Raw genomic sequence first — 26,130 nt, forward strand, 5'->3', positions numbered from 1 at the left:
GTCGTTGCCAAGACCGGACGTTCGTCCGATTCACGACAGAACGTACTCGGCGCGCGGGCCCTGTCAAGACTGACAGCCCTGTCAGCGAACGCGATCCGTCGCCACGATGACACGTATCACTGAATCGGGCCACTGACGCCGCCCGCGGCAGGCACGCCGCCCTAGGCTCGGTCGGCCGCCGCGCGCAGGAGCGTCGACTCGAGGTCGGCCGGGAGGCCGTGGGCCGGGCGGTCCGGACGCTGGGCGGGCATGCCCTCGTCCCGCAGCCAGGACCACGTGTCCGCGACCGTCTCCTCCACAGGCCGGCAGCGCAGACCCGCCGCGAGCGCCCTCGCCGGTCGGCCCTCGAGGAAGCCGGCGAAGTCCCCCGACTCCGGCACCCACACCGGCAGCTGGGTCCACGGCTGCGCGCCGGAGGCGAGCACCTCGTCCTCCGGCACCCAGACCAGCCGGGCGTCGGAGCCCGTCGCCGCGACGCACGCCTCGAGGAGCGTCCGCGTCGTGGCGTGCCCCGACGCGCTGGTGACGTCGTACGCCCCGGACCGCCCGGCCGCGAGCGCGTCGAGCGTGAAGGCGGCGAGGTCGCGCGCGTCGACGTACTGCAGCGGGCGGTCCGGGCGGCCGGGGGCGACCACGTCGCCGCCGCGGGCGATCCGCGCGAGCCACCACGGCAGGCGGCCGATGTCCTCGTGCGGGCCGAGGATGAGGCCGGGGCGGACGAGCAGCGCCTCGGGGAACGCCCGGAGCACGCCCAGCTCCGCCCCGCGCTTGTCGGCGTCGTACGCGGTGGCGTCCGCGTCGGGGTCGCCGTCGACGACCGGGGAGGCCTCGTCGACGTGCTCGCCCCAGCGGTAGACCGAGATCGACGAGACGTACGCGTACCGCTCGACCCGTCCGGCGAGGGCCGTCGCCGCGAGGGTCGCGACGCTCGGCGCCGCGGACCAGGTGTCGACGGCCAGGTCCCACGTCCGGTCCGCGAGCGCCGCCGCGAGGGCGTCGGGGTCGGTGCGGTCGGCCGGCAGCTGCTCGACGCCGGGCGCGGCCGGGGCGGTCACGCCGCGGTTGAGCGTCGTCACGGACCAGCCGCGGGCGAGGGCGTCGGCGACGAGCGCGCGGCCGACGAAGCGGGTGCCACCGAGGACGAGGAGTCGCATCCCTGCATCCTCGCGGCTCGACGACGCCGCGCGCCCCCGTTCACGCCCGCAGCAGAGCGGGCCGTGGCGCTCGGACGCCGCTGGGTGGGGAGTTCGTCGTCCCGACGACGACGAACCCTGCACGCAGCGGTCGCTGAGCGGGGACCGTGCCCCGACCGTAGGGTCGGGCGCGTGGACGCGGCGGTCGGAGGGCGAGGGCGCGAGCCCCGCGCCACCGTGGCGCCCGGCGACGACGAGGTCGCGGGCGGCGTCGGTGAGCGACCAGCCCTCGGCTGGCTCGGGCACCTCGCCGCTGCGCTGGTGTGCGGGTCGGCGGTGCTGCTGTTCGCGGTGCACGTGCGGCCGCTGGCCTACCTGCCGCTCGTCGCCGGCGTCGCCCTGGGGTGGCTCGCCCGGCGCGAGCTCGGGCGGGACCTGCTCGTCGTCGCGGTGGGCATGGGCATCGTGTCGTCGATCTCCCTCGAGGCCGACCTGTCCGACCGCGGCATGGCGGCGTTCACCGTGGTGCTCTCGTCGGCGGTCCTGGTGCCGTACGCGCTGTCGCGCGGGCTGTTCCGCGACCGGACGATCGTCTTCCCGCTGCGCACGGGCCGGCGCTGGGGCCGGGTGCAGTGGACGTACCTCGTCGTCGTGCTCGCGGCGGGGTACCTGATCCTGCCCTGGTACTTCCTGTCGTCGGGCGCGTACCTCAACTGGCCGCACGTCACGACCAGCGACGAGATCCTCCGCCTGTTCGTCGGGGTGAACGCCGTCGGCATCTGGGACGAGCTGTTCTTCGTGTGCACCGTGTTCGCGCTGCTGCGCAAGCACCTGCCGCTCTGGCCCGCGAACCTCCTGCAGGCGACCGTGTTCGTCTCGTTCCTGTGGGAGCTCGGGTACCGCGAGTGGGGCCCGCTGCTCACGGTGCCGTTCGCGCTCGTGCAGGGGTTGACGTTCTCGATCACGAAGTCGCTCACCTACGTCGTCACCGTGCACCTGCTCTTCGACGCGGTGGTGTTCATGGTGCTGGTGCACGGTCACAACCCGGAGCTGTTCGACATCTTCGTCACCGCACCGCGCTGACCTGGCCGGACGCCGCCGCCGGGAGCTCCCCGCGCGGTCCGGGCGAAGCTCTGGGACGCTGCCCGCATGCAGCCCCGCGTCCGCACCCGAGCGCTGGCCCGCGCCGCCGCGTTCGGGCTCGGGCTCGCGGTCCCCGTCGCGGTCCTCGCGTACCTCGTCCGGGCCCAGGTGCCCGCCGTCGTCGCCTTCGACGAGCGCGCCGTGGCGGCGGCGACGGACGTGACGCGCGCGCACCCCGCGCTGCTGCGCTCGGCACTCGCGTGGCAGGAGCTGTTCCAGGCCAGATGGGTGAACCTCGCCGGCGGCCTGGTGTGCCTCTGGGTGTGGCGACGGCACGGCCTCGCCTCGCGCGCGCTGTGGGCGTTCGTCACGATCCTCGCGGGCTGGGGGCTGCAGCTCGCCGTGAAGGGGGCCGTCCAGCGCGCGCGCCCGGTCGTCGACGACGCCCTCACCGACGCTCCGGGCTCGAGCTTCCCCTCGGGGCACGTCACCAACTTCGCCTGCACCGCGACGGCCGTCGCCCTGCTCGTCTGGCCGCTGCTCGGCCGCCGCGGCCGGGTGGCGGTGGCGACGACGGGGGCGGTCCTGCTCGTCGGGACCGCGCTCGACCGCGTCGCGCTCGGCGCCCACTTCCCCTCCGACGTGACGGCCGGCGCGCTGCTCGGCACGGCGATCGCCGGCGCGTCGTACGTCGGCTACGCGGGGTGGCGGCCGCCGGCCGGTCCGCACCCCGACCCGCAGCACCCCGGCTCCCCCGCCCGTCCCCCCGCCCCTGCGCCACCGCCCGCCTGAGAGGCCCGCCGCGATGACGTCCTTCCTGCACCGCTACGAGCTCGACACCTCCGCCCCCACCGTCGCCCAGGCCGCGCGTGACGCCGCCGTGCGCGCGCTCGCGCCGGCCGTCCTGTGGTGGGCGGTGGTCGTCGGCCTGGGCCTGCTCATCACCGGCCCGCTCGACGGCCTCCCGGCCGAGCGCGCCGTCAGCGAGTGGTTCGCCGAGCACCGCGTCGACTGGCTCGACTCCGCGACCTCGGTGATGTCGAACATCGGCGCGACGCTCTTCATCATCACGGCCTGCGTCGTGGCGATCGCGACGCTCTGGTGGCGCACCCGGCAGTGGTGGTTCGCCCTCGTGCCGGGCCTCGCGGTGGCGCTGCAGGCGCTCGTGTTCCTCACGTCCTCGCTGGTGGTCGGGCGCGAGCGACCGGAGGTCGAGAAGCTCGACGACTCCCCGCCGACCACCGCCTACCCGTCCGGGCACACGGGCGCCTCGACGGCGTTCTACCTGACGATGGCCTTCCTGGCGCAGCGCATCCGGCGGGCGTGGCTGCGCCGGCTCGTGACGGTGCTCGTCCTGCTCGTCCCGCTCGGCGTGGGCACCGCGCGGCTCTACCGCGGCATGCACTCGCTGACGGACGTGCTCGTGGGCGCGGCGAACGGCGTCGTCTGCGCGCTGCTGGCGTGGAACTACCTGCGCCGCGACACGTCGGGAGCGGTACGGAGCGCGGGCTGACGCCTCACGTGAGGTGGTCGAAGTCCCCCCGGACCCAGGCGGCGTGCCGCTCGGCGGACGCGAGGACCACCGAGCGCGCGCCGGCCGGGATCACGCCGTCGAAGTTGTTGTAGAGCCGCTCGAACGGGCGGCCCGCGACGTGCTCCGCGACGCGCAGCGCCACGGCCCCGGACAGCGGGAGCCGGTTCGGGTACGAGCGCATGAAGCTCACCGAGCGGCGGTCCGGGTTCGCCATGATCGTGTCGCCCGCGAGCAGCACACCGCGACCCTCGGCGCCGGCCGCCCAGTGCACCACGGCGCTGCCGGGGAAGTGCCCGCCCGGCTGGGAGAGGACGACACCCGGCAGCACCTCGCGCTCGCCGGACCACGTCTCGATCACCGGGTCCGGCCGCTGCACCCAGCTCGCATCGGCGTCCGAGACGAGCACGGGCACGCCACCCAGGCGGCGCGACCACTCGACCTGCACGCCGAACATGTGCGGGTGGCTCGCGACGACGGCGACGACCGGCCCGTGCGCGAGGACCGCGGCGACGGCCTCGTCGTCGACGAAGCCGAGCGGGTCCCACAGCAGGGAGCCCTGCGGCGTGACGACGACCTTGGTCGTCGGCCCGATCCCGACCGCCGGCTCGGCCCGGAGCCCGAGGAGGCCCGGCTCGAGCTCGTCGACCACGACGCGCGTGCCGGCGGCCGTCAGCTCGTCGAGCGTGGTCCAGCGCTGACCCTGCTCGGGCACCCACTGCCGCTCGTCGTCGCAGATCGCGCAGACGTCCGGGCGCGAGGCGTGCTCGACCCCGCACGTCGCGCAGACCCACCAGGCAGCCACCGTGCTCACGCCTCCGGACGCGTGGCCCGGCCGTCCAGCCACAGCGTGTCGGACTCGTCGCGGTGGGAGCCGGTGGTGCCGACGTGCTTGTCCCCGATGCCGGGGCCGTTCTTCACGACGTGGACGAGCGCCATCCCGTGCCCGCGGCCGAGGCCGTAGTCGGCCTGCAGCCACGTGAGGATCTCGCCGGCCTTCGTGTCCGCACCGAACCCCCGGGCGTGGGCCTCGTCGACGAGCGCCCGCGGGGTCTTGCCGGTCTTCTCCTCGATCGCGTCGAGGTACGCCTGGAACGACATGCCGGCCACGCTAGCGGGGGCCGCCCACGCCGGGCAGCCCCCGCCGGGGCGTCCGGGTCAGTGCGCGGACGGGTGGGCCGCGACCTCGTCGCCGCCCGGCACCGAGGCGGGTGTGGCCGGCTCCTGGGACGTGCCGCGCCACCGGGCCACCCACCGCATGAGGTGGTAGGTGAGGATGACCGCGGCCGTGCCGAGCGCGATGCCCTCGAGCTTCACCTCGCCGATCGTCCACGCGTAGTTCGCGATGCCCACGATGAGGCCGATCGCGGCGGGGAAGAGGTTCGTCGGGAGCGAGAAGTCGACCTTGTTCTGGATCCAGATGCGCGCGCCGAGCAGGCCGATCATCCCGTAGAGGACGGTCGTCGCGCCGCCCAGGACGCCCGGCGGGACGGTGCGGATCGCCTCGCCGACCCGCGGCGACATCGCCAGCACGAGAGCACCGCCGGCGGCCACCCAGTACGCGGCCGTCGAGTACACGCGCGTCGCGGCCATGACACCGATGTTCTCGGCGTACGTCGTGGTCCCCGACCCGCCGCCGACGCCCGCGAGCGTGGTGGCGAGACCGTCCGCGAACAGCGCGCGGCCCGTCAGCGCGTCGAGGTTCTGCCCGGTCATCGCGGCGACCGACTTCACGTGGCCCACGTTCTCGGCGATGAGGACGAGGACGACGGGCAGGAACAGGCCGAGCACCGACACGTCGAGCTGCGGCGCCACGAACTCCGGCAGCCCGACGAGCGGGGCCTTGCGCACCTCGGTGAAGTCGATCTGGCCCTGCAGCAGCGCCGCGACGTAGCCGACCGCGACGCCGACGAGCACGGACAGCCGCCCGAGGATGCCGCGGAAGAGCACGGTCACGAGGATCGTCGCGGCCAGCGTGACGACGGCGGTGAGGGGCTCCTCCTGGAACGAGCCCCAGGCCGCCGGCGCGAGGTTGAAGCCGATGAGCGCCACGATCGTGCCGGTCACCACCGGCGGCATCAGCACCTCGATCCACCGTGTGCCCGCCCAGTGCACGACCGCTCCGACCGCCGCGAGGAGCAGGCCGGTGGCGAGGATGCCGCCGACCGCGACGCCCTGGCCGCCGGACTGCGTGGCGGCGGTGATCGGGGCGATGAACGCGAAGCTCGACCCGAGGTACGACGGCAGCCGGTTGCCCGTGATGAGCAGGAAGCCGATCGTGCCGATCGCGGAGAAGAACAGCGTGGTCTGCGGGGAGAAGCCCGTCAGCAACGGCACCGTGAACGTCGCGCCGAACATCGCGATGACGTGCTGCAGCCCGATCCCGATCGTCCGGGGCCACGTCAGCCGCTCCTGCGGCCCGACGACCTCGCCGGGCGGCAGCGCGCGGCCCGCGCCGTGCAGCGTCCACCCCCACCGACCGGCGGGTCCCGTGGTTCCCGTCGCGTCCTCGACCTGCTGCGCCATGGTCTCTCCCGTCGTGCGTGGCCGTCGGGCGCACGCTAGCGGTGCCGGGGCCGTCGGCGGGAGGTCCGTCCGTCCTCCGTCCCGGCGGCGCGGCGCCAACACTTACAGGCCGGTAAGTATTCGGGTATCGTGCTGTCTCGCATCGTTTCGAGGCCGCGCCAGGCCCCGCCCCGTCCCGCACGACACCGCCGCCGTCCGCTCGTGAGGTCCCCCGTGTCCGACGTCTCCACCGCCGCCCCGACCGCCCCCTACCTCGACCCGAGCCTGCCCGTGCCGGAGCGCGTCGCGGACCTCGTCGGGCGCATGACCCTGCCCGAGAAGATCGGGCAGATGATGCAGCTCAACGCCCAGGACGGCGTGCGGCACGTGGTGGAGGAGAAGCTGGCCGGCTCGATCCTGCACGCGTCGCCGGAGAACGTCCGGGAGGCCGGCGAGCTCGTCGAGCAGAGCCGCCTGCGCATCCCCATGCTCGTCGCCGAGGACTGCATCCACGGGCACTCGTTCTTCCGCGGCGCGACGATCTTCCCCACGCAGCTCGCGATGGCGGCGACGTGGGACGCCGGGCTCCTCGAGCGCGTCGCCCGCGCCACGGCCGTCGAGGTGTCCGCGACCGGCATCCACTGGACCTTCTCGCCCGTCCTGTGCATCACGCGCGACCTGCGCTGGGGTCGTGTCTCCGAGACCTTCGGCGAGGACCCGTTCCTCATCGGCGAGCTCGCGTCCGCGATGGTGCGCGGCTACCAGGGCGACGGGCTCTCGGACCCCACCGCGATCCTCGCGACCGCCAAGCACTTCGCCGGCTACTCCGAGACGCAGGGCGGCCGCGACGCCTCCGAGGCGGACATCTCGCGGCGCAAGCTCCGCTCCTGGTTCCTGCCGCCCTTCGAGCGGGTCGCGCGCGAGGGCTGCCGCACCTTCATGCTCGGCTACCAGTCCACCGACGGCGTGCCGATCACCGTCAACGACTGGCTGCTCAACGAGGTGCTGCGCGGCGAGTGGGGCTACACCGGCACCCTCGTCACGGACTGGGACAACGTCGGACGGATGGTCTGGGAGCAGCACGTCGCGGCCGACCACACCGAGGCCGCGGAGCGCGCGGTCAAGGCCGGCAACGACATGATCATGACGACGCCGCAGTTCTTCGACGGCGCGCGCAAGGCCGTGGAGAACGGCGTGCTCGACGAGCGGCTGCTGGACGCCGCCGTGAGCCGGATCCTCACCCTCAAGTTCGAGCTCGGCCTCTTCGAGGACCCGCGGCACCCGGACCCCGCGCGCATCGCGGCGGTCGTCGGGGCCGACGAGCACCAGGCGCTCAACCTCGAGGTCGCGCGCCGCTCGGTGGTGCTGCTCGAGAACGACGGCGTCCTGCCGCTGGCCGGCGGGTTCGAGGCCGACGCCTCGGGCCGGGCCCAGGGCGACGGCACCGCCCGCACCCTCGCGGTGGTCGGGCCGAACGCGCACGACCCGCACACCATGCTCGGCGACTGGGCGGGCGCGTCCGGCCAGGTGGACTGGCTGCCCGACGGCCACCCGCGCGACATGACCTCCACGGTGCTCGACGGGCTGCGCGCCCACGCGCCGGCCTCCTGGACGGTCACGTACGCGCCGGGTGCGGAGATCCTCTCCGTCGGTCCCGACCCCGAGGGCACGCACTTCCCGGACGGCCAGCCGCGCCCCCCGGTGGTCCTGCCGGCGGAGCCGGACGAGGCGATGATCGCCGAGGCCGTCGAGGCGGCGCGCGGCGCCGACTGGGTCGTCGCGGTCGTCGGCGACCGGATCGAGCTCGTGGGCGAGGGCCGCTCGACGGCCACGCTGGACCTGCTCGGGGGTCAGGTCGCGCTGCTCGACGCCCTGGAGGCGACCGGCACGCCGATGGTCGTCGTCGTGGTCGCGTCCAAGCCGCTCGTCCTGCCGCCGTCGGCGCACCGCGCCGCCGCGATCCTGTGGGCGGGCAACCCCGGGATGCAGGGCGGTCGCGCCGTCGCCGAGGTGCTGCTCGGGATCGTCGAGCCGACCGGCCGCCTGCCGATCTCGTTCGCGCGCCACGTCGGCCAGCAGCCGACCTTCTACAACCAGATCCCGGGCCAGCACGGCTCGCGGTACGCGGACCTCACGCAGAGCCCGGCGTGGGTGTTCGGCCAGGGCCGCGGCTACACCACGGTGGCCTACGACGACCTGCGGGTCCTCGAGCCGGTCGTCGGCACGGGCGAGACCGTGCGTGCCGAGGTGACCGTGACGAACACGGGCTCGCGGCCGACGATCGAGACCGTGCAGGTGTACGTGCACGACGTCGTCACGTCGGTGACGTGGGCGCGCAAGGAGCTCAAGACGTACCGCCAGGTCGCGCTCGCGCCCGGCGAGCAGCGGCGCGTGGCCGTCGAGGTGCCGGTGTCCGACTGCACGATCGTCGACCCGGAGGGCCGCCGCGTCGTCGAGCCGGGGGCGTTCGAGCTGCTCGTCGGCCCGTCGTCCCGGGACGAGGACCTGCTCGTCGGCCCGTTCGCCGTCGTCTGACGGGCGTCAGCTCCCCGCGGGGGCGAGGAACTCCCGCAGCGCGTGCGCGGTCGCCTCGACGGCGATGCCGTGCCCCTCGCCGCCGGGCACCTCGAGGAAGCGTGCGTCGCGCAGCTCGTCCGCGAGCGCCCGGCCGGCCGCGCGCAGCCCGGGCCACGTGCTCGCCCCGGCGAGCACGAGCACGGGGAGGTCGAGCGACCGCATCGCGTCCGTCGGCACGTTCGGCGCGGCGCAGACCGTCGCGTCGTGGACCACCGTGGGCGCCAGCGCCTCGAGCGCGGGCCAGTACGGCGAGCGCCGCGCGCCCTCGACGGCCTCCGGCGGCAGGCCGATGACGTCGCGCTGCATGGTGGCGACCGCCTCCCCCCGCTCGCCCGCCGCGACGAGCGCGACGAGGCGCTCGCGGACCGCCGGGTCGGGCGCGGGCAGGCCGCCGAGCGCGAACGGCGCCTCGTACAGCGCCAGCGCGCGGACGGACGAGCCGGCCGCGGCGGCGTGCAGCGCGAGGATCGCGCCGGACGAGAACCCGAAGACCGCGGCCGAGCCGCCCTCCGCGGCGATCACCGCGTCGAGGTCCTCGACCTCGCGGGCGACCTCGTACGAGCCGACGTCCGCCGCGGCGATCGCGTCGGTCGAGTCGCCGCGGCCCCGGCGGTCCACGGACACCACGGTAAAGGCGTCCTCCAGGAGCGGCGCGAGCGGCGCACACGTCCGGCGGTCGTTGAACGCGCCCGCGAGGAGGACGAGCGTCGGGCCCGCACCGGACCGCTCGTAGGCGATCGTCGACCCGTCCGCCGACCGCACCGTCCGCAGCTCCGCCATGGGGCCACTCCCTTCGTCGGGCTCACCGTAGACCGGGCTACGTGTGCCGGCTGTGCGTCCCGGCTGCGCGTCCCGCCACGCTCCGTAGGCTGGCGAGGCATGGGACTGGCGAGCACGTACGGGGTCCACTCCGAGGTCGGCAGGCTGCGACGCGTGCTGGTGTGCGCTCCGGGGCTCGCCCACCGGCGGCTGACGCCGACGAACTCCGACGAGCTGCTGTTCGACGACGTGCTGTGGGTCGACCAGGCGCGGCGCGACCACGCGATGTTCGTCGACACGATGCGCGGCCGCGGCGTCGAGGTCGTCGAGCTGCACGACGTGCTCGAGCAGACGCTGCGCGTCCCGGGCGCGCGCGACTGGCTGCTCGACCGCAAGGTCCGGCCGGACCTCGTCGGGCCCGAGCTCGTGGACGCGACGCGCGCCCACCTGGAGACCCTCGACGAGCGGCGCCTGGCGGAGCTGCTCCTCGGCGGCATGACCAGCGACGACCTGCCGGACGCCGCGCCCGACGAGGTGGCGCTCTCGCGCTGGGCGCCCGACCGCGAGTTCCTCCTCCCGCCGCTGCCGAACACGCTCTACACGCGTGACACGACCTGCTGGCTGTACGGCGGGGTCACGCTCAACCCGCTCTACTGGCCGGCCCGGCACGGCGAGACGCTGCTGATGAAGGCGGTGTACCTGTTCCACCCCGACTTCGTCGGTGCGCAGGTGTGGTGGGGCGACCCCGAGACGGACCACGGCCGCGCGACGATCGAGGGCGGCGACGTCATGCCGGTCGGGAACGGGACCGTCCTGGTGGGGATGAGCGAGCGCACGTCGCGCCAGGCGATCGTCCAGGTGGCCCAGGTGCTGTTCGACGCCGGGGCCGCCGAGCAGGTGGTCGTCGCGGGGCTGCCCGCGCTGCGCTCGGCGATGCACCTCGACACCGTGATGACGTTCGCGGACGTCGACCTGGTCACGGTCTACCCCCGCATCGTCGACGGCGTCCGGGCCTTCACGCTCCGGCCGGGCGGCGACGCGGCCGGCGCGCCGGTGCACGTGACGGACGAGGGCGGCACGCCGTTCCTCGACGTCGTGGCGCGGTCGATGGGCCTGCCACACCTGCGGGTCATCGAGACCGGCGGCGACCGGTACGAGTCGGAGCGCCAGCAGTGGGACAGCGGGAACAACGCCGTCGCGCTCGAGCCCGGGGTCGTCCTCACCTACGACCGCAACACGACGACGAACGCGCTGCTGCGCCGCGCCGGCGTCGAGGTGCTCGAGATCGCCGGCGCGGAGCTCGGCCGCGGCCGAGGGGGCGGCCACTGCATGACCTGCCCCCTCGTCCGCGACCCGGTGTAGCCGTCAGCGCCAGGTGTCGGCGAGCGTGAGGGACGACCCGCTCGCCGTCGTCGCGCGGTTGGCGCCCGACTCCCACACCACGTTCCCGGACGCGTCCCGCTTCACGTACTTGTACTCGAACGACGACCCGGCCGGGATCGCCACCGTGCCGCGCCAGACGGGGTAGGCCGCCGACGAGAGCGCGACGCCCGCCGCCGGGTTCCACGACCCCAGCTGCGGGATCGACCCGACCACGACGACGGTCTGCCCCCACGTCGTCGTGGCGTTCACGCCGAACGCGACGGCGGTCGTCCCGGACGTCGGGCTCGGGGACGGCGTCGGGGTGCTCCCGCACGGGTCGGTGGCGGAGACCCCGCCTGACGACGACACGGCGGCCACCGCGCCGCTCAGCGCGTAGTCCTTGCCGCCGTTGTTGTCCCACGTCCCGCTGCCGTTCGTGAACGCGGCGGTGACGGTCGCGCCGTTCGAGTCGATGGTCCGGGCGACCCAGCCCGTGCAGGCCGGGACGAGGTCCTCGCCCGGGACGGTCGTCCACGCGCCGCTGCCGACGCGGTAGTGGACCTTGTAGGCGCTCCAGCCCTTCGCGGTCGAGTAGTAGACGCGGGTGTCGTCCGTGCCGGTGGTCGGCGTGGGGGTCGGGGTCGAGCCGGCGGTGCGGCCGACGTGCAGCGCCAGCGCGCCGTACGCCGGCACCGACGCGGTGAACGTCCCGCCCGCGACGCGGACCGTGCGCGAGCAGTCGGACGCGGCGACGACGTCGCAGTACGTGCCGTCGGGCAGGCTCGTCGCCCAGGTCCGCTGCACCGCGGAGCCGGTGTTGTTGAGCGCGAGGTAGCCCTTCGAGCCGCGGCCGAAGCCGACGACGTTGTTCCCGTCGTCGTACCAGCTCGTCACGCCGGTGCCTGCGACGGCGTTGTGGAACCCGACCATGCCGGCGATCTCGGTCCACCGGTGCACGCACGTCCAGGCCGTGTTCGAGCACGACGCGTCCGGCACGCTCGTCGCGCCGGCGCCCGGTGCGCCCGCGTCCTTGTCGGTGAACCGGTAGCCCTCGTAGACCGACGGCGAGCCGTACGGGTAGGCCAGCATGAAGGCGTTCGCGAGCGTGTACTTCGCGCCCCAGGTGACGTTCATGGTCTCGCCGTTGCGCTCGGTGTCGTGGTTGTCGACGAAGACGCCGGCCTGCGCCGACGGCAGCAGGCCGTCCGCGATCGTCCGGAGCTGGGCGATCCGCCCGTCGAACCGGCTCTTGAGGGTGCGGGCGTAGTCGAACTCGTGCACGTCGCCGGAGCCGACGTACTCCGACTCGGTGATCGGCTCCCCCGCCGCGCCGATGACCTCCTGGACCCAGTAGACGTCCGGCTTCGTCAGGCGCGCCTTGATCGCGGCCAGGTCGGAGGCCGGGACGTGCTTGGCGGCGTCGATGCGGAACCCGACGACGCCGAGCCCGAGCAGGTCGTTCAGGTAGTCGGCGATCTTGCCCCGCACGTAGTTGGAACCGGTGCGCAGGTCCTGCAGCGAGACGAGCCGGCAGTTCTGCACCTGGTACCGGTCGCCGTAGCTGGCGATGTTCGTGCGGCAGTCGTTGAAGTCGTTCGCGCCGAACGGCACGGCCGGGAAGGAGTCGATCCCGAACGACGAGCCGGCGACGCCGGTGCCCGAGCCGCGGTCGGCGCCGGCCATGTGGTTGATCACCGCGTCCGCGACGATCCCGACGCCCGCGCTGCGGCAGGACTGCACCATGGCCGCGAACTCCGCGCGCGTGCCCAGCTTCGACTCGATCCGGTAGGAGACGGGCTGGTACGAGGTCCACCACTGCGTGCCCTGCACGGTCTCGTTGGGCGGGGACACCTGGACGTACGCGAAGCCCGCGTCCCCGATCCGGCCGCACTCGGCGGCCACCGCGTCCCAGGTCCACTGGAACATGTTCAGGACGACGTCCCCCTTCGGGGTGACGGGTGCCGCGGCGTCGCTGCGGCCGGCGGTCGCGACGAGCGCGACGGCGGTGGTGGCGGCCAGGGCGACGGCCGCGACCGCCGCGACGAGCGCCTGGGCGTGCCGGGTCGGTGCGTGTTCCATGCGGTTGCTCCGTTCCGCGCCGGCTCCGTCGCCGGACGCACGATCGGCGTGCGGCCTCCTCGCCGCATCGACTGCTGCTGCAACTTCTCTGCAACTTGCAGTCCGTTTGCAGGACCGTACCAACGCGACGCGGCGGGATCGATGGGATGAATCGGCCACCTCCGCCGGCGGCCGGGAACGCTCCCGTACGCTCACGACGTGCGGATCCGCCTCACCGACCTGGCAGACCAGGCCGGCACGAGCATCTCGACGGTCTCGCGCGTCATCAACGGCAAGCCGGGCGTGGCCGAGGACGTGCGGCGGCGCGTGCTCGCCGCCATGGACCTGCTCGGCTACGAGCGCCCCCGCGCAGGGCGGGGCCGGTCCGCAGGACTGATCGGCCTCGTCGTCCCGGAGCTGTCGAACCCGGTGTTCCCCGCCTTCGCGCAGGCGATCGAGTCGGTGCTCTCCCGGCACGGCTACACGCCCGTGCTCTGCACGCAGTCGCCCGGCGGGACCACCGAGGACGAGTACATCGACGCCCTGCTCAGCCACCAGGTCGACGGCATCGTCTTCGTCTCAGGCCTGCACGCGGACACACGCGCCGACCTCGGCCGGTACCAGCGCCTCACCGAGCGCGGGCTGCCGATCGTCCTCGTCAACGGGGACGCCCCCGCCGTCGACGCCCCGTCCGTCTCTCCCGACGACGCGCGTGCGGCGGACCTCGCCGTCGCGCACCTGGCCGCGCTCGGGCACCGCCGCATCGGCCTGGCCGTGGGTCCCGAGCGCTTCGTGCCGGCGCGCCGCAAGCTCGACGGGTTCGTGCACGCGCTCGTCCAGCGCGGTCTCTCGCCCGACGCGGACGAGGCCGCCACGCACGTCGCCCGCTCGTTCTTCACCGTGGAGGGCGGCCGCGCGGCCGCGAGCGAGCTGCTCGCCACGGGCCACACGGCGATCGTCTGCGCCTCCGACATCATGGCGCTCGGCGCCGTCACCGCCGCGCGGGCCGCCGGCCTCGAGGTGCCCGCGGACGTCTCCGTCGTCGGGTACGACGACTCGCCCCTCGTCGCCTACACCGACCCGCCCCTCACGACGGTCCGCCAGCCCGTCGCCGCGATGTCCGAGGCGGCCGTGAGCGCGCTGCTCGCCGAGATCGGCGGGGAGCGCGTCTCGCGCACGGAGCTGCTGCTCGCGCCCGAGCTCGTCGTGCGCGGCTCGACGGGCACCGCCCGCGCCTGAGGCGGGCGCCGCCGCCCGCGCCGTCGCGCTCACCCGTTCGGGTGACCGACCTTCGGCCCTCACCGAGACCGTCGTCGGGCTGCCACACTCCGAGCGTCCTTCTCGACCCAGGAGCCCCCATGGCCTCGCTCGCCACGCGCCACCGTCGGCGCCTTCCCGTCTCTGTCGTCGTCGTCGCGGGTCTCGCGCTCGGGGGCCTCGTCCTCGCCGCGCCGGCCGCGCTGGCGGCCGAGCCGCCCGCCGCCGCCACGACCACCACGCTGGACGTCCTGCTCACCGACGTGCCCCAGGACATCGAGCTCCCCGTCACGATCAGGACGCTGCCCGACACCAGCGGCGCCGTGACCGGCCAGGTCGCGGTCGAGCTCGACGGCGACCTGCTCGAGGACACGCGCACGACCGCCGCGCCGCTCCCCGGCGGCGGCGTGGGCGCGGAGCTCACGCTCGTCGACCTCCCGGTGGGGCCGCACAGCCTCGTCGGCGTCTTCGAGGGCTCGGACGGCACCGGCAGCTCGCGCTCGGGCGCGACCGCGGTGCGCGTGGCGCCGGCGTCGATCGAGGCGACGTTCACCGACGAGGAGGGCGACCCCCTCACCTCGCCGCTCTCGTCGCCCGTCGTCGTCGCCTCCGGGAGCGGGCAGTACCCCGGAGCCCCGGTCGAGCTGCAGTCCGACGAGGACGGCACGTGGTCGTCCATCGCGGACGGCACCGTCTCGGCGTCGGGAGCGTTCAGCCTCGAGGGCGTCGTGGTCGGCGACCTGTCGCTCGCCGGGAGCCCGGTGGGCCTGCGCGTCGTCTCCACGCCGTTCGCCGGCGCCGAGACGCTCGTCAGCGACGTCGAGGACGTCGTGGTCCCGCCGTTCGAGCTCACCCTCGACCTCGACGTCGACCCGGGCCCGTACCGCCCGGGCGACGGCGCGACGAACCTCGTGCGCGCGAGCGTCTCCTGGTACGGCGAGGAGCTCGCCGTCGCCGGGGCCGACGACCTGCAGGACGCGGTCGACGACGGCTCGCTCGTCGTGTGGGTGGACGGCGTCGACCTCGACCCGCGCACCGTGCGGGTCGAGGACGTCGGCTCCGACTCCGCCGTCCTCACGTTCCCCGTCTCCGACGCGCCGGGCCCGCACGAGGTCCAGCTGACGATGGTGCTGTCGGACGGCGTCGACGCGATCCACGCGGAGTCGCCGGTCGGCACGTACACGACGCTCGCGACCTCGCTCGACCTGAACGTCATCACCGACGGCGGCGGCTTCCCGGTCGAGACGGTGCGGCCCGGCGAGTTCGTCGGCGTGCAGGTGTTCTCGCTCGTGCCCGGCACGGTCGTGCACTTCGCGATGCACTCCGACCCGCTCGACCTCGGGACGGAGACCGCGAACGCCGACGGCTACGCCGGGACCCGCTTCCAGGTGCCGGCGGACACCCCGGCCGGCCGGCACGAGGTGGTCGCGCACGCCGTCGACCCGTACGGCAACCGGCTCAGCGCGAGCTACGCGTTCGTCGTGCTCGCCGCGTCGGACGACCCGGAGGGCCAGCTCCCCGTGACCGGCTCGTCCGCCGGGCCGCTCGGCGCGCTCGCCGCCTCCTTCCTCGTCGTCGGGGCCGGCGCGGTGGCGTTCGCGCGACGCCGCGCCTGACGCCTCACGACGCCGGGCGCCCACCTCCCGAGGAGGGGGCGCCCGGCGTCGTCGCGCGTCGGCGTCAGCGGCCGTCGGCCGCCTGCAGCCACTCGAGCATCGAGGCGGCGTCGTCCGGGCCGTCGTCGAGGATCCGCCGCACCTGGATCGGCTGCTGCGACGGGACCCCGCCAGGGCCGGGCACCGCGGAGACCCGCGCGGCGATCTCCAGGGCGCGCGCCTCGTCCGCGACGTCGACCACCTGGAACCCGGCGAGCCACTCGGTGAACTCGGCGAACGGACCCTCCTGCACAGACGTGCCGCTGCGCCCGTCGGAGCGCACCACCTTCGCCAGGTCGGGCCCCTCCAGGACGAGCCCGCCCGCCAGCTCGCCGCGAGCACGCAGCTCGTCGTTGAGGGCGCCGTAGTAGTCGAGGTGCGCCTGCACGTCGGCGGGGTCCCACTCGGTCATCGGGGTGGCGTCGACGCCGCCCTGGAAGTCGACGATGAGCGCGTACTTCGGCATGGGTGTTCCTCGTCTCGTCGGGTGCCCGGCGGGCACGTCCACCTCGGTGACGCGCGCGGGGGCGCGGTTCTCGACGTCCACCGTGCCGCACCACCGGCCGGGCGCGCACGGGGTCCGCTTCGACCCCTTCGGGCTGAAAGGCGTCTGAGAGTCCTGCAAGTTTCTTGCAGGACGGCCGTCCAGGCGTCTACGGTCGCGCCATGAGAGTGCGGCTCGTCGACGTGGCGGAGCGTGCGGGCGTGAGCGAGGCGACGGTCAGTCGCGTGGCGAACGGCAAGCCCGTGAGCGACCGCACGCGTGCGCTCGTGCTCGACGCGATGCAGGAGCTCGGCTTCGGCCTGGTGGAGCGGCGCCCGGAGAGCGCCCGCGGGCTCGTCGGCGTCATCGTCCCGGAGCTCTCGAACCCGGTGTTCGCCCAGTACGGGCAGGTGCTGGAGGGCGAGCTGGTCCGCCACGGGCTCACCCCCGTGCTGTGCACGCAGGTCGTCGGTGGCGTGCCGGAGGGCGACTACGTCGACATGCTCGTCGAGCAGGGTGCCGTCGCGTTCGTCTTCGTGTCCGGCCGGCACGCCGTCGTCGGCTCCGACCCCGAGCCGTACGCCGCGCTGCGCCGCCGAGGGCTTCCCCTCGTGCTCGTCAACGGCCGGCACCCCGGCGTCGACGCCCCGACCTTCTCGCTCGACGACCGCGCCGCGGTGGAGATCGCCGTCGAGCACCTGGCCCAGCTCGGGCACACGCGGATCGGCTTCGCGTCCGGCTCCCTGCGGTACACGCCGGCGGCGCGACGCGCCGAGGCGTTCGCCGCGGCGGTGACCGCCCGGTTCCCCGGCGACGAGCCGCTGGTCGAGACCATCCACTTCTCCGCCGAGGGCGGCGCGACCGCGGCGCAGCAGCTCGTGCGCCGGGGCGCGACGGGCATCGTCTGCGGCTCCGACGTCATGGCGCTCGGCGCGATCGGCGGCCTGCGCCGGATGGGGCTGCGCGTCCCGGACGACGTGTCGGTCGTCGGCTCCGACGACTCCGAGCTCATGCGGTACACCGACCCGCCGCTCACCACCGTGCGGCACGACGCGGCCACCATCGCGGCCGCCGCGGTCCAGGCGCTCGTCGACGAGCTGGACGGCCGACCGTCGTCCCGCGACGAGGTGCTGTTCGCCCCCGACCTCGTCGTGCGCGCGTCGACGCGCGTGCGGCCCGAGCGGGTCTCGCTCGTCGGCTGACGCCGCCCCGCCCCCGCCCCCGCACCACCACCGGAACCCCTCATGGAAGAGACACCCGTGACCATCACGTCCCCCTCGACCGCCGTCGGCCCCCTGGCCGCCTCCACCCTCGTGCACGCCGGGCAGACCGGCGGCCAGTGGTGGCGCGACGCCGTCATCTACCAGGTGTACCCGCGCTCGTTCGCGGACGCGGACGGCGACGGCGTCGGCGACCTGCGGGGCATCACGTCGCGCCTCGACCACCTGGCCGCGCTGGGCGTCGACGCGGTCTGGCTCTCGCCCTTCTACCGCTCGCCGCAGCACGACGCCGGCTACGACGTGGCCGACTACCGCCAGGTGGACCCGCTGTTCGGCACCCTCGAGGACTTCGACGAGCTGCTCGCGACCGCCCACGGACTCGGCATCCGCGTGATCGTCGACCTCGTCCCGAACCACACGTCGTCGGAGCACGTGTGGTTCCAGGAGGCGCTCGCGGCGGGCCCCGGCTCCCCCGAGCGGGCCCGCTACCTGTTCCGCGACGGCCGCGGCGAGCACGGCGAGCTCGAGCCCAACAACTGGCGCTCGATCTTCGGCGGCAACGCGTGGACGCGGGTCACCGAGGCGGACGGCACGCCCGGCCAGTGGTACCTGCACCTGTTCGACTCCACCCAGCCGGACCTCGACTGGACGAACCCCGAGGTCCACGCGGAGTTCGAGCAGGTGCTCCGGTTCTGGCTCGACCGCGGCGTCGACGGCTTCCGGGTCGACGTGGCGCACGGCATGGTCAAGGCCGACGGGCTGCCCGACTGGGACGGCTCGGTCGCGATGGTCGACGGCTCGGTCGACGGCACCGACCCCGGCGCCCCCGAGGACGGCTCGACCGGCGCGGGGAACTCCGGCCCGGCGTTCGACCAGGACGGCGTGCACGAGATCTACCGCGCGTGGCACCGCGTGCTCGCGGAGTACGACGGCGACCGGGCGCTCGTCGCCGAGGCGTGGGTCGAGCCGCTGTCGCGCCTCGCGCGGTACGTCCGGCCGGACGAGATGCACCAGGCGTTCAACTTCTCCTTCCTCACCACCGCCTGGAAGGCGGGCCCGCTGCGCACCGTGCTCGCGGGGTCGCTCGCGGCGAACGACGCGGTGGGTGCGCCGACCACGTGGGTCCTCTCGAACCACGACGTCGTGCGCCACGCCTCGCGGCTCGGGCTCGGCGTGGACGGCGAGCGCCCGAACGGCCTCTTCGCGACCGACCCGCAGCCCGACGAGGCCACCGGCCTGCGCCGCGCCCGCGCCGCCACGCTGCTCATGCTCGGCCTGCCGGGCTCGGCGTACCTGTACCAGGGCGAGGAGCTCGGGCTGCCCGACCACACCGCCCTGCCCGACGAGGTCCGCCAGGACCCCGCATTCTTCCGCACCGCCGGCACGGAGGCCGGCCGCGACGGCTGCCGCATCCCGCTGCCGTGGCAGTCCGACGCGCCCGGCTTCGGCTTCGGCCCGACCGGCGCCACCTGGCTGCCCCAGCCCGAGTCGTACGGGCGCTACGCCGCCGACGTGCAGACCGGCGTCCCGGGCTCGACGCTCGAGACCTACCGCGCCGCGCTCGCCGCTCGTCGGGCGCACCGGCTCGGCTCCGGGACGCTGGCGTGGCTCGACGCCTACGCGGACGCCGACGACGTGGTGGCGTATCGCAACGGCGACGTCGTCGTGATCGCGAACCTCTCGAACCGCCCGGTCGTCGTGCCGCGCTCCGCCGAGGTGCTCGTCGCGTCGGGCGACCTCGTCCGCGGCCTCAACGACGAGACGTCGGTCCCGACGGACACGACGGTCTGGCTGCGCGCCTGACCTGACCCACCCCGTTCCGCCGAGCTCGTGACCTCGGACCGAGATCGTGACGTCGACGTGCCGATCTCGGGCGGAGCTCACGATCTCGGCGGAACGCCTTCCTCGCTGGTGCATCCAGACGAAGGGCTCGCCCGGAAGAGAGGACGACAGCCTCTCGCCACCCGGGCGAGCCCTCACGGAAGGACGCACCACCATGCGCGCACGACTCCTGGGACTGACCGGCGCCGCCGGCCTGGCCCTCGCCGGTCTGACCCTTGCCGCCGTCCCCGCCTCGGCCGCCGACGGTGACGCCCAGCTCTGGGTGCTGCACGGGGTCCCCGACCTCACCGTCGACGTCTGGGTGAACGGCGAGCGCACGCTCGACGACTTCGCCCCGGGCGACCTCGCCGGCCCGCTCGACCTGGCCGCCGGCACCTACTCGGTCGCGATCACCGCCTCGGACGCCGAGGACGACAGCGACCCCGCGATCGGCCCGGTCGACCTCTCGCTCGAGAGCGGCGGCAGCTACACCGCCGTCGCGCACCTCGACGCCGGCGGTGACCCGACCGCCACGCTGTTCACCAACGACGTCAGCCAGACCGCCGCCGGTGAGGGTCGCCTGACGGTCCGGCACGTCGCGGCCGCGCCCGCGGTCGACGTGCTCGCGGGCGGCGACGCGGTCATCTCCGGCCTCGAGAACCCCGACGAGCAGGTGCTCGACCTGCCGGCCGGCACGGTCTCGGCGAGCGTGGTCGCCGCCGGCACGACCGAGCCCGCGCTGCTCGGCCCGGCCGACGTCGAGGTCGCCGAGGGCACGAACACGATCCTGTACGCATGGGGCTCGGCGACGTCCGACCCGGCCAGCCTGGCCCTCGCCACGCAGGTGATCGACGGGCTGCACGGCGACCCGAGCGGCGTGCAGGCCGGTGAGCTCGGCCTGGCGGCCGACCGCGGCACGGCGCCGTGGGTGTGGGCCGCCGCGGCGGCGGCGCTGGCGCTGACGGCGACGGCGGGCACGGCGGCGGTGCGCCGCGCGTCCGCCCGGTCCACCACGCGCTGACGTGGCCCGACGGCACGACCGGCGCCCCCTCGGCGGCGCCGCACGGCACCGGTGGCACGCCGCCGTGGCGGCGCTCGCCGTGGTCCTCGCGGTGGCCGGGTGCGGCGGCCCCGAGGCCGGTGCGCCGGTCGTGCCTGCGCCGGCGGAGACCGGCACCTCGCCCGCGCCGAGCCCCGCGGGCGACGACCCGGGGGCGCCGTCCAGCGCCCCGGGGCCGCAGGTGCCGGTCCGCCGGGCGACCGCACCGGCCGCGAGTCCTGCGCCGCGGCCGGTGCGGCTCGTCGTCCGTGCCGCCGACGTCGACATGCGGGTCGACCCCGTGGGTGTCCTCGACGACGGCACGATGGAGATCCCGCCGGACGCGCGGCGGGCCGGGTGGTACCGCTTCGGTCCCGGACCCGGCTCGCCGCGCGGCAGCACGGTCCTCGCGGGCCACGTGGACTCGCGCCTCACCGGCATCGGCCCGCTCGCCGAGCTGCGGCGGGCGCGGCCCGGGGACGAGGTCCTCGTGACGACGGAGGACGGGACCGTGCACCGGTACACCACCGTGGAGGTCGAGAAGGTGCCGAAGCAGGACGCGCCGCTCGCCCGCTGGTTCGACCGGGACGGGGACCCGCGGCTCGTCGTCATCACGTGCGGGGGCGCGTGGCGCGCCGAGATCGGGCACTATGCGGACAACGTGGTGCTCACCGCCGAGCCGGTCCGTGGGTAGCCATGACGACGCTGACGGCGCACCCGCGCCCGGCGAGCGCGACGCGTGAGGAGCCCGACGTGACGCCAGTCCCGGCCGACGGCGCGCCGGTGCGCGCGACCGCCGGGCGTGACGGCGAGGGCGTCGAGGAGCTCGGGGCGGCCTTCGCCGCCGGGGACGAGGCCGCGGTCCGCGAGGCGTACCGGCGCTGGTCGGCGCTGGTGCACACGGTGGCGCTGCGCTCGCTCGGCTCGGCGGTCGAGGCGGACGAGGTCACGCAGCAGGTGTTCGTCGACGCGTGGCGCGGCCGGCGCCGGTTCGACCCGTCGCGGGCGCGGCTGCCCGCGTGGCTGCTGGGCATCACCCGGCACGCCGTCGCGGACGCGCACGAGCGACGGGCGCGCGAACGGCGCCTCGTCGAGGCGGCCGAGCCCGCGCCGGAGGTCGCCCGCGGCGCCGACGACCGGGTCGTCGAGCGGCTCGTCGTCACGGACGAGCTCGACCGGCTGGGCGACCCGCAGCGCACGATCCTGAGGCTCGCGTTCTACGAGGACCTCACGCACGACCAGATCGCCACCAGACTGGAGATGCCGCTCGGCACGGTGAAGAGTCACCTGCGGCGCAGCCTGGCCCGGCTCAGGACCCGATGGGAGGTGGACGGTGTCGCCTGACGACCGCACGGACGTCGAGCACGTCGACGACGACGTCCTGACCCTCCTCGCGCTCGGCGAGCCCGCCGGGACGCCGGACGAGCGCGCCCACGTCGCGGCGTGCGCCCGCTGCACCCAGGAGGTCGACGCGCTGGCCGAGGTCGCGGCGCTCGCCCGGGCGAGCGAGCCGCTCGTCGCGCCCGGGCCGCAGGTGTGGGACGCGATCGCGCGGGACCTCGACCTGACCGACCGCACGTCGCCGCTCGACGAGGCGCCGTCCGGCGCACCGCCGGTCGCCGAGGCGACGGCGGAGGCACCCGTCGCGGCGGTCACGCCGCTGCGCCCGCGTCCGAACCGCCGCACGTGGGCGTTCGTCGCGGGAGCGGCCGCCGCCGGCCTCGTCATCGGCGGCACGGGCGTGTGGGCCGCGACGCGGACCGCCGCGCCCGAGGTGCTGGCCAGCGCGACGCTCGAGCCGCTCCCGGGCTGGGACGCCTCCGGCAAGGCGTTCGTCGAGACGTCGGACGGGCACCGCGTGCTCGTCGTCGACCTCGAGGGCGACGTCGGCTCCGCGGGGTTCCGTGAGGTCTGGCTGCTGCGGCCCGACGTCTCGGGGCTCGTCAGCCTCGGCACGCTCGCCGGGAGCACGGGCCGCTTCGACCTGCCCGCCGGGCTCGACCTCGACGAGTTCTCCGTGGTCGACGTCTCCGAGGAGCAGTTCGACGGCGACCCGGCCCACTCGGGCGACTCGATCGTGCGCGGTCCTCTGACCGCCTGACGAGCCGCTGGACCCGTGGGACGCTGGCCCCGACGGGTCCGCGACGCGGCGGCCCTCGCGAGGAGGTGGACGCATGCGCGCCCCGCACGAGGTCCACGCCGCCGCGGCGGCCGAGCTCCGTGCCGTCGACGCGGGCCGCGCGGCGCTGTTCGGGCTGCGGCTCGACCGCTGGTACGCGGACCTGCACGCCGGGCTGTCCGCCGTCTACCCGGGCCGGCCGGGCCAGGAGCTGCTGCTGCGGCTCGTCGGCGCCGCGGCCCGCGCCTACGCCGAGCGGGACCCCGACCTGCACCGCCTCGACCAGGAGCGCACGCTCGCGCCGGACTGGTTCCAGGAGCCCGGCATGCTCGGCTACGCGGCGTACGCCGACCGGTTCGCCGGCGACCTGCAGGGCGTGCGCGAGCACATCTGGTACCTGCGCGAGCTCGGCGTCACCTACCTGCACCTCATGCCGCTGCTGCTGCCGCGCCAGGGCGACAACGACGGCGGGTACGCGGTGGCGGACTACCGGACCGTGCGGCCGGACCTCGGGACCATGGCGGACCTGCGCGAGCTCGCCCGCGACCTGCGCGCCGAGGGCATCAGCCTCGTCGTCGACCTCGTCCTCAACCACGTGGCGCGCGAGCACGAGTGGGCGCGCCGGGCCCGCGCCGGGGAGCACCGGTACCGCGACTACTTCCACGTCTACCCCGACCGGACGCTGCCCGACCGGTACGAGGAGACGCTGTGGGAGGTCTTCCCGGACTTCGCGCCCGGCAGCTTCACGTGGGACGACGAGCTCGACGGCTGGGTGTGGACGACGTTCCACTCGTGGCAGTGGGACCTCAACTGGGCCAACCCGGCCGTGTTCGCCGAGCTCGCCGAGGTGGTGCTGCACCTCGCGAACGAGGGCGTGGAGGTGTTCCGGCTCGACGCGATCGCGTTCCTGTGGAAGCGCATGGGCACGTCCAGCCAGAACGAGCCGGAGGTGCACGCGATCACGCAGGCGCTGCGCGCGCTCGCCCGGATCGCCTGCCCGGCGGTGGTGTTCAAGGCCGAGGCGATCGTCGGCCCGGCGGACCTCGTGCACTACCTCGGCAGCGGCGCGCGGCACGGCAAGGTGAGCGACCTGGCGTACCACAACGCGCTCATGGTCCACGTCTGGTCGATGCTCGCCGCCAAGGACGTGCGGCTCGCGTCGCACGCGCTGCAGGCGCTGCCGCCGGTCCCGACGACCACCGCCTGGGTGACGTACGTGCGCTGCCACGACGACATCGGCTGGGCGGTCGCCGACGAGGACGCCGCGGCCGTCGGGCTCGACGGGTGGGCGCACCGCTCGTTCCTCTCGGACTGGTACTCGGGCGAGTTCGCCGGCTCCGACGCCCGGGGGCTCGTCTTCCAGCACAACCCGGCCACGGGCGACCGCCGCATCAGCGGCACCGCCGCGAGCCTCGTCGGGCTGGAGGCCGCCCGGGCCGCGCACGACGAGGCGTGGGTCGACGCGGCGCTCGGCCGCCTGCTCGCCGCCCACGCGGTCGTCATGTCCTGGGGCGGGATCCCGGTGCTGTGGTCCGGCGACGAGGTCGGGCTGCCCAACGACCCGGCGTGGGCGCAGGAGGAGGGGCACGCGGGCGACAACCGCTGGGCGCACCGGCCCCGGCTGGACCCCGCCGCGGTCGCCCGGCTGGACGACCCGACGTCGCTCGAGTCCCGCGTGTTCGAGGGGCTGCGCCACCTGGCGCGAGTGCGCGCCGGGCTCGTCCACCTGCACGCGTCCGTGCCGGCGCAGGTGCTGGGGCCCGACGACCCGGGCGTCCTGCTCGTCGCCCGGCGCCACCCGGTCGGCACGCTCCTCGCCGCGACCAACGTGACCCCGGACCACCGGCCGCTCGGCGGGTGGCGGCTGCGCGAGCTCGGCCTGGCGGACGCGAGGGACGCGCTCACGGGCGAGCGCGTGCACCTCGGCCCGGACGACCAGCTCTGGCTCCGCCCGTTCCAGGCGGCCTGGCTGACCGCGCCCCCGCCGCCCTGACCGGCCCTCCGCCGAGATCGTGACCGTGGCCCGAGATCGGCACGTCGACGTGACGATCTCGGGCAGACGTCACGATCTCGGCGCTCTGCCGTCAGGGGATCCGCGCACGGCAGAGCCGCGGGTCCGCTCCGCCGCGACGGTGCCAGCGTGGCGAGCATGACCACTCAGCCGTCCCCCACCGTCCTGTCCCGCACCGACGCCCCCACGCGCCCGTTCGACGACGAGCTCGCCGCGCGCCTGCTGCACCAGCGCATCGTCGTCCTCGGCCAGGAGGTCGACGACGTCGTCGCGAACCGCGTGTGCGCGCAGCTGCTCCTGCTGTCCGCCGAGGACCCGCGCGCGGACGTCGCGCTCTACGTCAACTCCCCGGGCGGCTCCGTCTCGGCGGCACTCGCGATGTACGACACGATGCGCCTCGTCCCCAACGACGTGTCGACGCTCGTCATGGGTCTGGCCGCGAGCGCCGCGCAGTTCCTGCTCTCGGCGGGCACCCCCGGCAAGCGGTTCGCGCTGCGGCACGCGCGGGTCCTCATGCACCAGCCGTCCGGCGCGGTGGGCGGCACGGCCGTCGACGTCGCGATCCAGGCGCAGAACCTGCTGCACACGAAGCGGACGATGCTCGGGCTCATCGCGGAGCACACGGGGCACGACCTCGAGACGATCGAGCGGGACGCCGACCGCGACCGGTGGTTCACCGCCGAGGAGGCGCAGGCGTACGGGTTCGTCGACCGCGTCGTCGACCGGCTCGACGACGTGCGGCCGGGCGGCCGTGCACGGCCCGCGGGACTGTGAGGGTCGAGGTCAGGCGGCGAGCAGGACGACGTCGGCGGGGCCGCCGACCGCGCGGCTCGGTGCCGGCACCGCCCGCGCGGTACGCCGCCCCGAGAGCGCGTCGGGCGCCGTGAGGTCGAGCACGACCCGGCCCTCGGCCGCCGCGAGCTCGGCGTGCGCCGCGCCGACCAGGTCGACGAGCCGCAGGTCGAGCGCACGGCAGACCGCCTGCAGCACCTCCGACGACGCCTCCTTGCGGCCGCGCTCGATCTCCGAGAGGTAGGCGAGGGAGACGCGCGCCTCGTCGGCGACGTCCTTGAGGATCCGCCCCTGCTCGCGGCGCCGCCGTCGCAGGACCTCCCCGACGAGCCGGCGCAGCAGCGGTTCGGTGGTCACCTCGAGCACAGGTCCTCCCCTCGCGCGCCGCAGCGCCCTGGTCCGTGCTGCCCACGGTAGGCGCCGCCCGCCGGCCGTGGTCGCTCCGTGGATCTGCCCACAGCAGAACGAACCGGTGCGTACCGTGTCGGGGTGAGCGAGCACCTCTCCCCCCGGACCGCGCAGCGCGTGCGCTCGCACGCCGCGCTGCTCGCCGCCGCGATCGTGGCGCACGCCGACGCCGTGACGAAGGCGGACGGGCCCGACGCCGAGGACCAGGTCGCGCTGGCGCAACGGCGGCTGCAACCGGTCGTCGACGCGTACGTGCAGGCGCACCGCGACCACACGGGGGCGGACCTGCGGCTGCGCTCCCCCCGGCACTGAGCGC

At 75.0% G+C, this 26,130-nt stretch carries 24 protein-coding genes; 16 read left to right on the forward strand and 8 right to left on the reverse strand.

Annotated elements, in window-relative coordinates:
* Positions 1-161: 161 nt before the first annotated feature.
* Positions 162-1,154: an NAD-dependent epimerase/dehydratase family protein gene (locus HGCM_RS03805; RefSeq protein ID WP_019135556.1), complete on the reverse strand. Its 993-nt coding sequence runs from the start codon at positions 1,152-1,154 to the stop codon at positions 162-164.
* A gap of 171 nt (positions 1,155-1,325) precedes the next feature.
* Between HGCM_RS03805 and HGCM_RS03810 the strand changes: the two genes are divergently transcribed.
* The 3 genes from HGCM_RS03810 (at position 1,326) to HGCM_RS03820 (ending at position 3,729) form a co-directional block, all read left to right on the forward strand.
* Complete coding sequence (locus tag HGCM_RS03810; RefSeq protein WP_019135557.1) at positions 1,326-2,216, forward strand: CPBP family glutamic-type intramembrane protease; 891 nt, start codon at positions 1,326-1,328, stop codon at positions 2,214-2,216.
* A gap of 66 nt (positions 2,217-2,282) precedes the next feature.
* Positions 2,283-3,008: a phosphatase PAP2 family protein gene (locus tag HGCM_RS03815; RefSeq protein WP_019135558.1), complete on the forward strand. Its 726-nt coding sequence runs from the start codon at positions 2,283-2,285 to the stop codon at positions 3,006-3,008.
* 13 nt (positions 3,009-3,021) lie between these two features.
* On the forward strand, positions 3,022-3,729 hold the full coding sequence (locus HGCM_RS03820; protein WP_019135559.1) for a phosphatase PAP2 family protein: 708 nt from the start codon (positions 3,022-3,024) through the stop codon (positions 3,727-3,729).
* 4 nt (positions 3,730-3,733) lie between these two features.
* Here HGCM_RS03820 and HGCM_RS03825 read toward each other — a convergent pair whose 3' ends face one another.
* Genes HGCM_RS03825 through HGCM_RS03835 form a run of 3 tightly spaced genes read right to left on the reverse strand, consistent with a single transcriptional unit; the run spans position 3,734 to position 6,273 of the window.
* On the reverse strand, positions 3,734-4,561 hold the full coding sequence (locus HGCM_RS03825; protein WP_019135560.1) for an MBL fold metallo-hydrolase: 828 nt from the start codon (positions 4,559-4,561) through the stop codon (positions 3,734-3,736).
* Complete coding sequence (locus HGCM_RS03830) at positions 4,558-4,848, reverse strand: DUF4287 domain-containing protein (protein WP_019135561.1); 291 nt, start codon at positions 4,846-4,848, stop codon at positions 4,558-4,560. The genes HGCM_RS03825 and HGCM_RS03830 overlap by 4 nt, the downstream gene beginning before the upstream one ends.
* Positions 4,849-4,905: 57 nt before the next feature.
* Positions 4,906-6,273, reverse strand: coding sequence for a uracil-xanthine permease family protein (locus tag HGCM_RS03835; protein ID WP_019135562.1), 1,368 nt, complete (start codon positions 6,271-6,273; stop codon positions 4,906-4,908).
* A 213-nt stretch (positions 6,274-6,486) separates the two neighbouring features.
* On the opposite strand from HGCM_RS03835, the gene HGCM_RS03840 reads away from it, so the two are divergent.
* Positions 6,487-8,787: an exo-beta-d-1,3/1,6-glucosidase gene (locus HGCM_RS03840; RefSeq protein WP_019135563.1), complete on the forward strand. Its 2,301-nt coding sequence runs from the start codon at positions 6,487-6,489 to the stop codon at positions 8,785-8,787.
* A 6-nt stretch (positions 8,788-8,793) separates the two neighbouring features.
* Here the strand turns inward: HGCM_RS03840 and HGCM_RS03845 are convergent, their stop codons facing one another.
* Positions 8,794-9,609 carry an alpha/beta fold hydrolase gene (locus HGCM_RS03845; RefSeq protein ID WP_019135564.1) on the reverse strand — a complete coding sequence of 272 codons (816 nt, stop codon included), beginning with the start codon at positions 9,607-9,609 and terminating at the stop codon, positions 8,794-8,796.
* A 99-nt stretch (positions 9,610-9,708) separates the two neighbouring features.
* Between HGCM_RS03845 and HGCM_RS03850 the strand changes: the two genes are divergently transcribed.
* Positions 9,709-10,950, forward strand: coding sequence for an arginine deiminase (locus HGCM_RS03850; protein ID WP_019135565.1), 1,242 nt, complete (start codon positions 9,709-9,711; stop codon positions 10,948-10,950).
* 3 nt (positions 10,951-10,953) lie between these two features.
* On the opposite strand, the gene HGCM_RS03855 is transcribed toward HGCM_RS03850, so the two are convergent.
* Positions 10,954-13,029 (reverse strand): carbohydrate-binding module family 20 domain-containing protein, encoded by a 2,076-nt coding sequence (locus HGCM_RS03855; protein ID WP_019135566.1) that lies wholly within the window; start codon positions 13,027-13,029, stop codon positions 10,954-10,956.
* A gap of 198 nt (positions 13,030-13,227) precedes the next feature.
* Between HGCM_RS03855 and HGCM_RS03860 the strand changes: the two genes are divergently transcribed.
* Together HGCM_RS03860 and HGCM_RS03865 are read left to right on the forward strand one after the other, a co-directional pair.
* A complete protein-coding gene (locus HGCM_RS03860; protein ID WP_019135567.1) occupies positions 13,228-14,247 on the forward strand; it encodes a LacI family DNA-binding transcriptional regulator in 1,020 nt (339 codons plus the stop codon).
* Between the two features lie 119 nt (positions 14,248-14,366).
* Positions 14,367-15,881 carry an LPXTG cell wall anchor domain-containing protein gene (locus HGCM_RS03865; protein ID WP_019135568.1) on the forward strand — a complete coding sequence of 505 codons (1,515 nt, stop codon included), beginning with the start codon at positions 14,367-14,369 and terminating at the stop codon, positions 15,879-15,881.
* Positions 15,882-15,945: 64 nt separating this feature from the next.
* Here the strand turns inward: HGCM_RS03865 and HGCM_RS03870 are convergent, their stop codons facing one another.
* The gene (locus HGCM_RS03870; protein WP_246119425.1) at positions 15,946-16,467 is read right to left on the reverse strand and encodes a YciI family protein; all 522 of its coding nucleotides are present in this window, start codon (positions 16,465-16,467) and stop codon (positions 15,946-15,948) included.
* A gap of 119 nt (positions 16,468-16,586) precedes the next feature.
* Here HGCM_RS03870 and HGCM_RS03875 point away from each other — a divergent pair, with 119 nt between their 5' ends.
* The 8 genes from HGCM_RS03875 (at position 16,587) to HGCM_RS03910 (ending at position 25,388) form a co-directional block, all read left to right on the forward strand.
* Positions 16,587-17,606, forward strand: a complete 1,020-nt coding sequence (locus HGCM_RS03875; RefSeq protein WP_026075245.1) for a LacI family DNA-binding transcriptional regulator — start codon at positions 16,587-16,589, stop codon at positions 17,604-17,606.
* A 42-nt stretch (positions 17,607-17,648) separates the two neighbouring features.
* Positions 17,649-19,427 carry a glycoside hydrolase family 13 protein gene (locus tag HGCM_RS03880; protein WP_081596356.1) on the forward strand — a complete coding sequence of 593 codons (1,779 nt, stop codon included), beginning with the start codon at positions 17,649-17,651 and terminating at the stop codon, positions 19,425-19,427.
* A 193-nt stretch (positions 19,428-19,620) separates the two neighbouring features.
* The gene (locus HGCM_RS03885) at positions 19,621-20,466 is read left to right on the forward strand and encodes a DUF4397 domain-containing protein (RefSeq protein ID WP_019135572.1); all 846 of its coding nucleotides are present in this window, start codon (positions 19,621-19,623) and stop codon (positions 20,464-20,466) included.
* Between the two features lies 1 nt (position 20,467).
* A complete protein-coding gene (locus tag HGCM_RS20350) occupies positions 20,468-21,178 on the forward strand; it encodes a class F sortase (protein WP_019135573.1) in 711 nt (236 codons plus the stop codon).
* A 2-nt stretch (positions 21,179-21,180) separates the two neighbouring features.
* On the forward strand, positions 21,181-21,828 hold the full coding sequence (locus HGCM_RS03895; RefSeq protein ID WP_019135574.1) for an RNA polymerase sigma factor: 648 nt from the start codon (positions 21,181-21,183) through the stop codon (positions 21,826-21,828).
* On the forward strand, positions 21,818-22,585 hold the full coding sequence (locus HGCM_RS03900; protein ID WP_019135575.1) for an anti-sigma factor domain-containing protein: 768 nt from the start codon (positions 21,818-21,820) through the stop codon (positions 22,583-22,585). The genes HGCM_RS03895 and HGCM_RS03900 overlap by 11 nt, the downstream gene beginning before the upstream one ends.
* Before the next feature lie 73 nt (positions 22,586-22,658).
* The gene (locus tag HGCM_RS03905) at positions 22,659-24,596 is read left to right on the forward strand and encodes an alpha-amylase family protein (RefSeq protein WP_019135576.1); all 1,938 of its coding nucleotides are present in this window, start codon (positions 22,659-22,661) and stop codon (positions 24,594-24,596) included.
* 156 nt (positions 24,597-24,752) lie between these two features.
* On the forward strand, positions 24,753-25,388 hold the full coding sequence (locus HGCM_RS03910) for a ClpP family protease (RefSeq protein WP_040399378.1): 636 nt from the start codon (positions 24,753-24,755) through the stop codon (positions 25,386-25,388).
* A 9-nt stretch (positions 25,389-25,397) separates the two neighbouring features.
* On the opposite strand, the gene HGCM_RS03915 is transcribed toward HGCM_RS03910, so the two are convergent.
* Entirely contained in the window at positions 25,398-25,763 is a 366-nt protein-coding gene (locus tag HGCM_RS03915; RefSeq protein WP_173390536.1) for a helix-turn-helix domain-containing protein, read from the reverse strand.
* Between the two features lie 132 nt (positions 25,764-25,895).
* On the opposite strand from HGCM_RS03915, the gene HGCM_RS03920 reads away from it, so the two are divergent.
* Complete coding sequence (locus HGCM_RS03920; RefSeq protein ID WP_019135579.1) at positions 25,896-26,126, forward strand: hypothetical protein; 231 nt, start codon at positions 25,896-25,898, stop codon at positions 26,124-26,126.
* The last annotated feature ends 4 nt before the right edge of the window (positions 26,127-26,130 follow it).

The organism is Cellulomonas massiliensis JC225 (assembly GCF_000312005.1).
Taxonomy (GTDB): Bacteria; Actinomycetota; Actinomycetes; order Actinomycetales; family Cellulomonadaceae; genus Cellulomonas; species Cellulomonas massiliensis.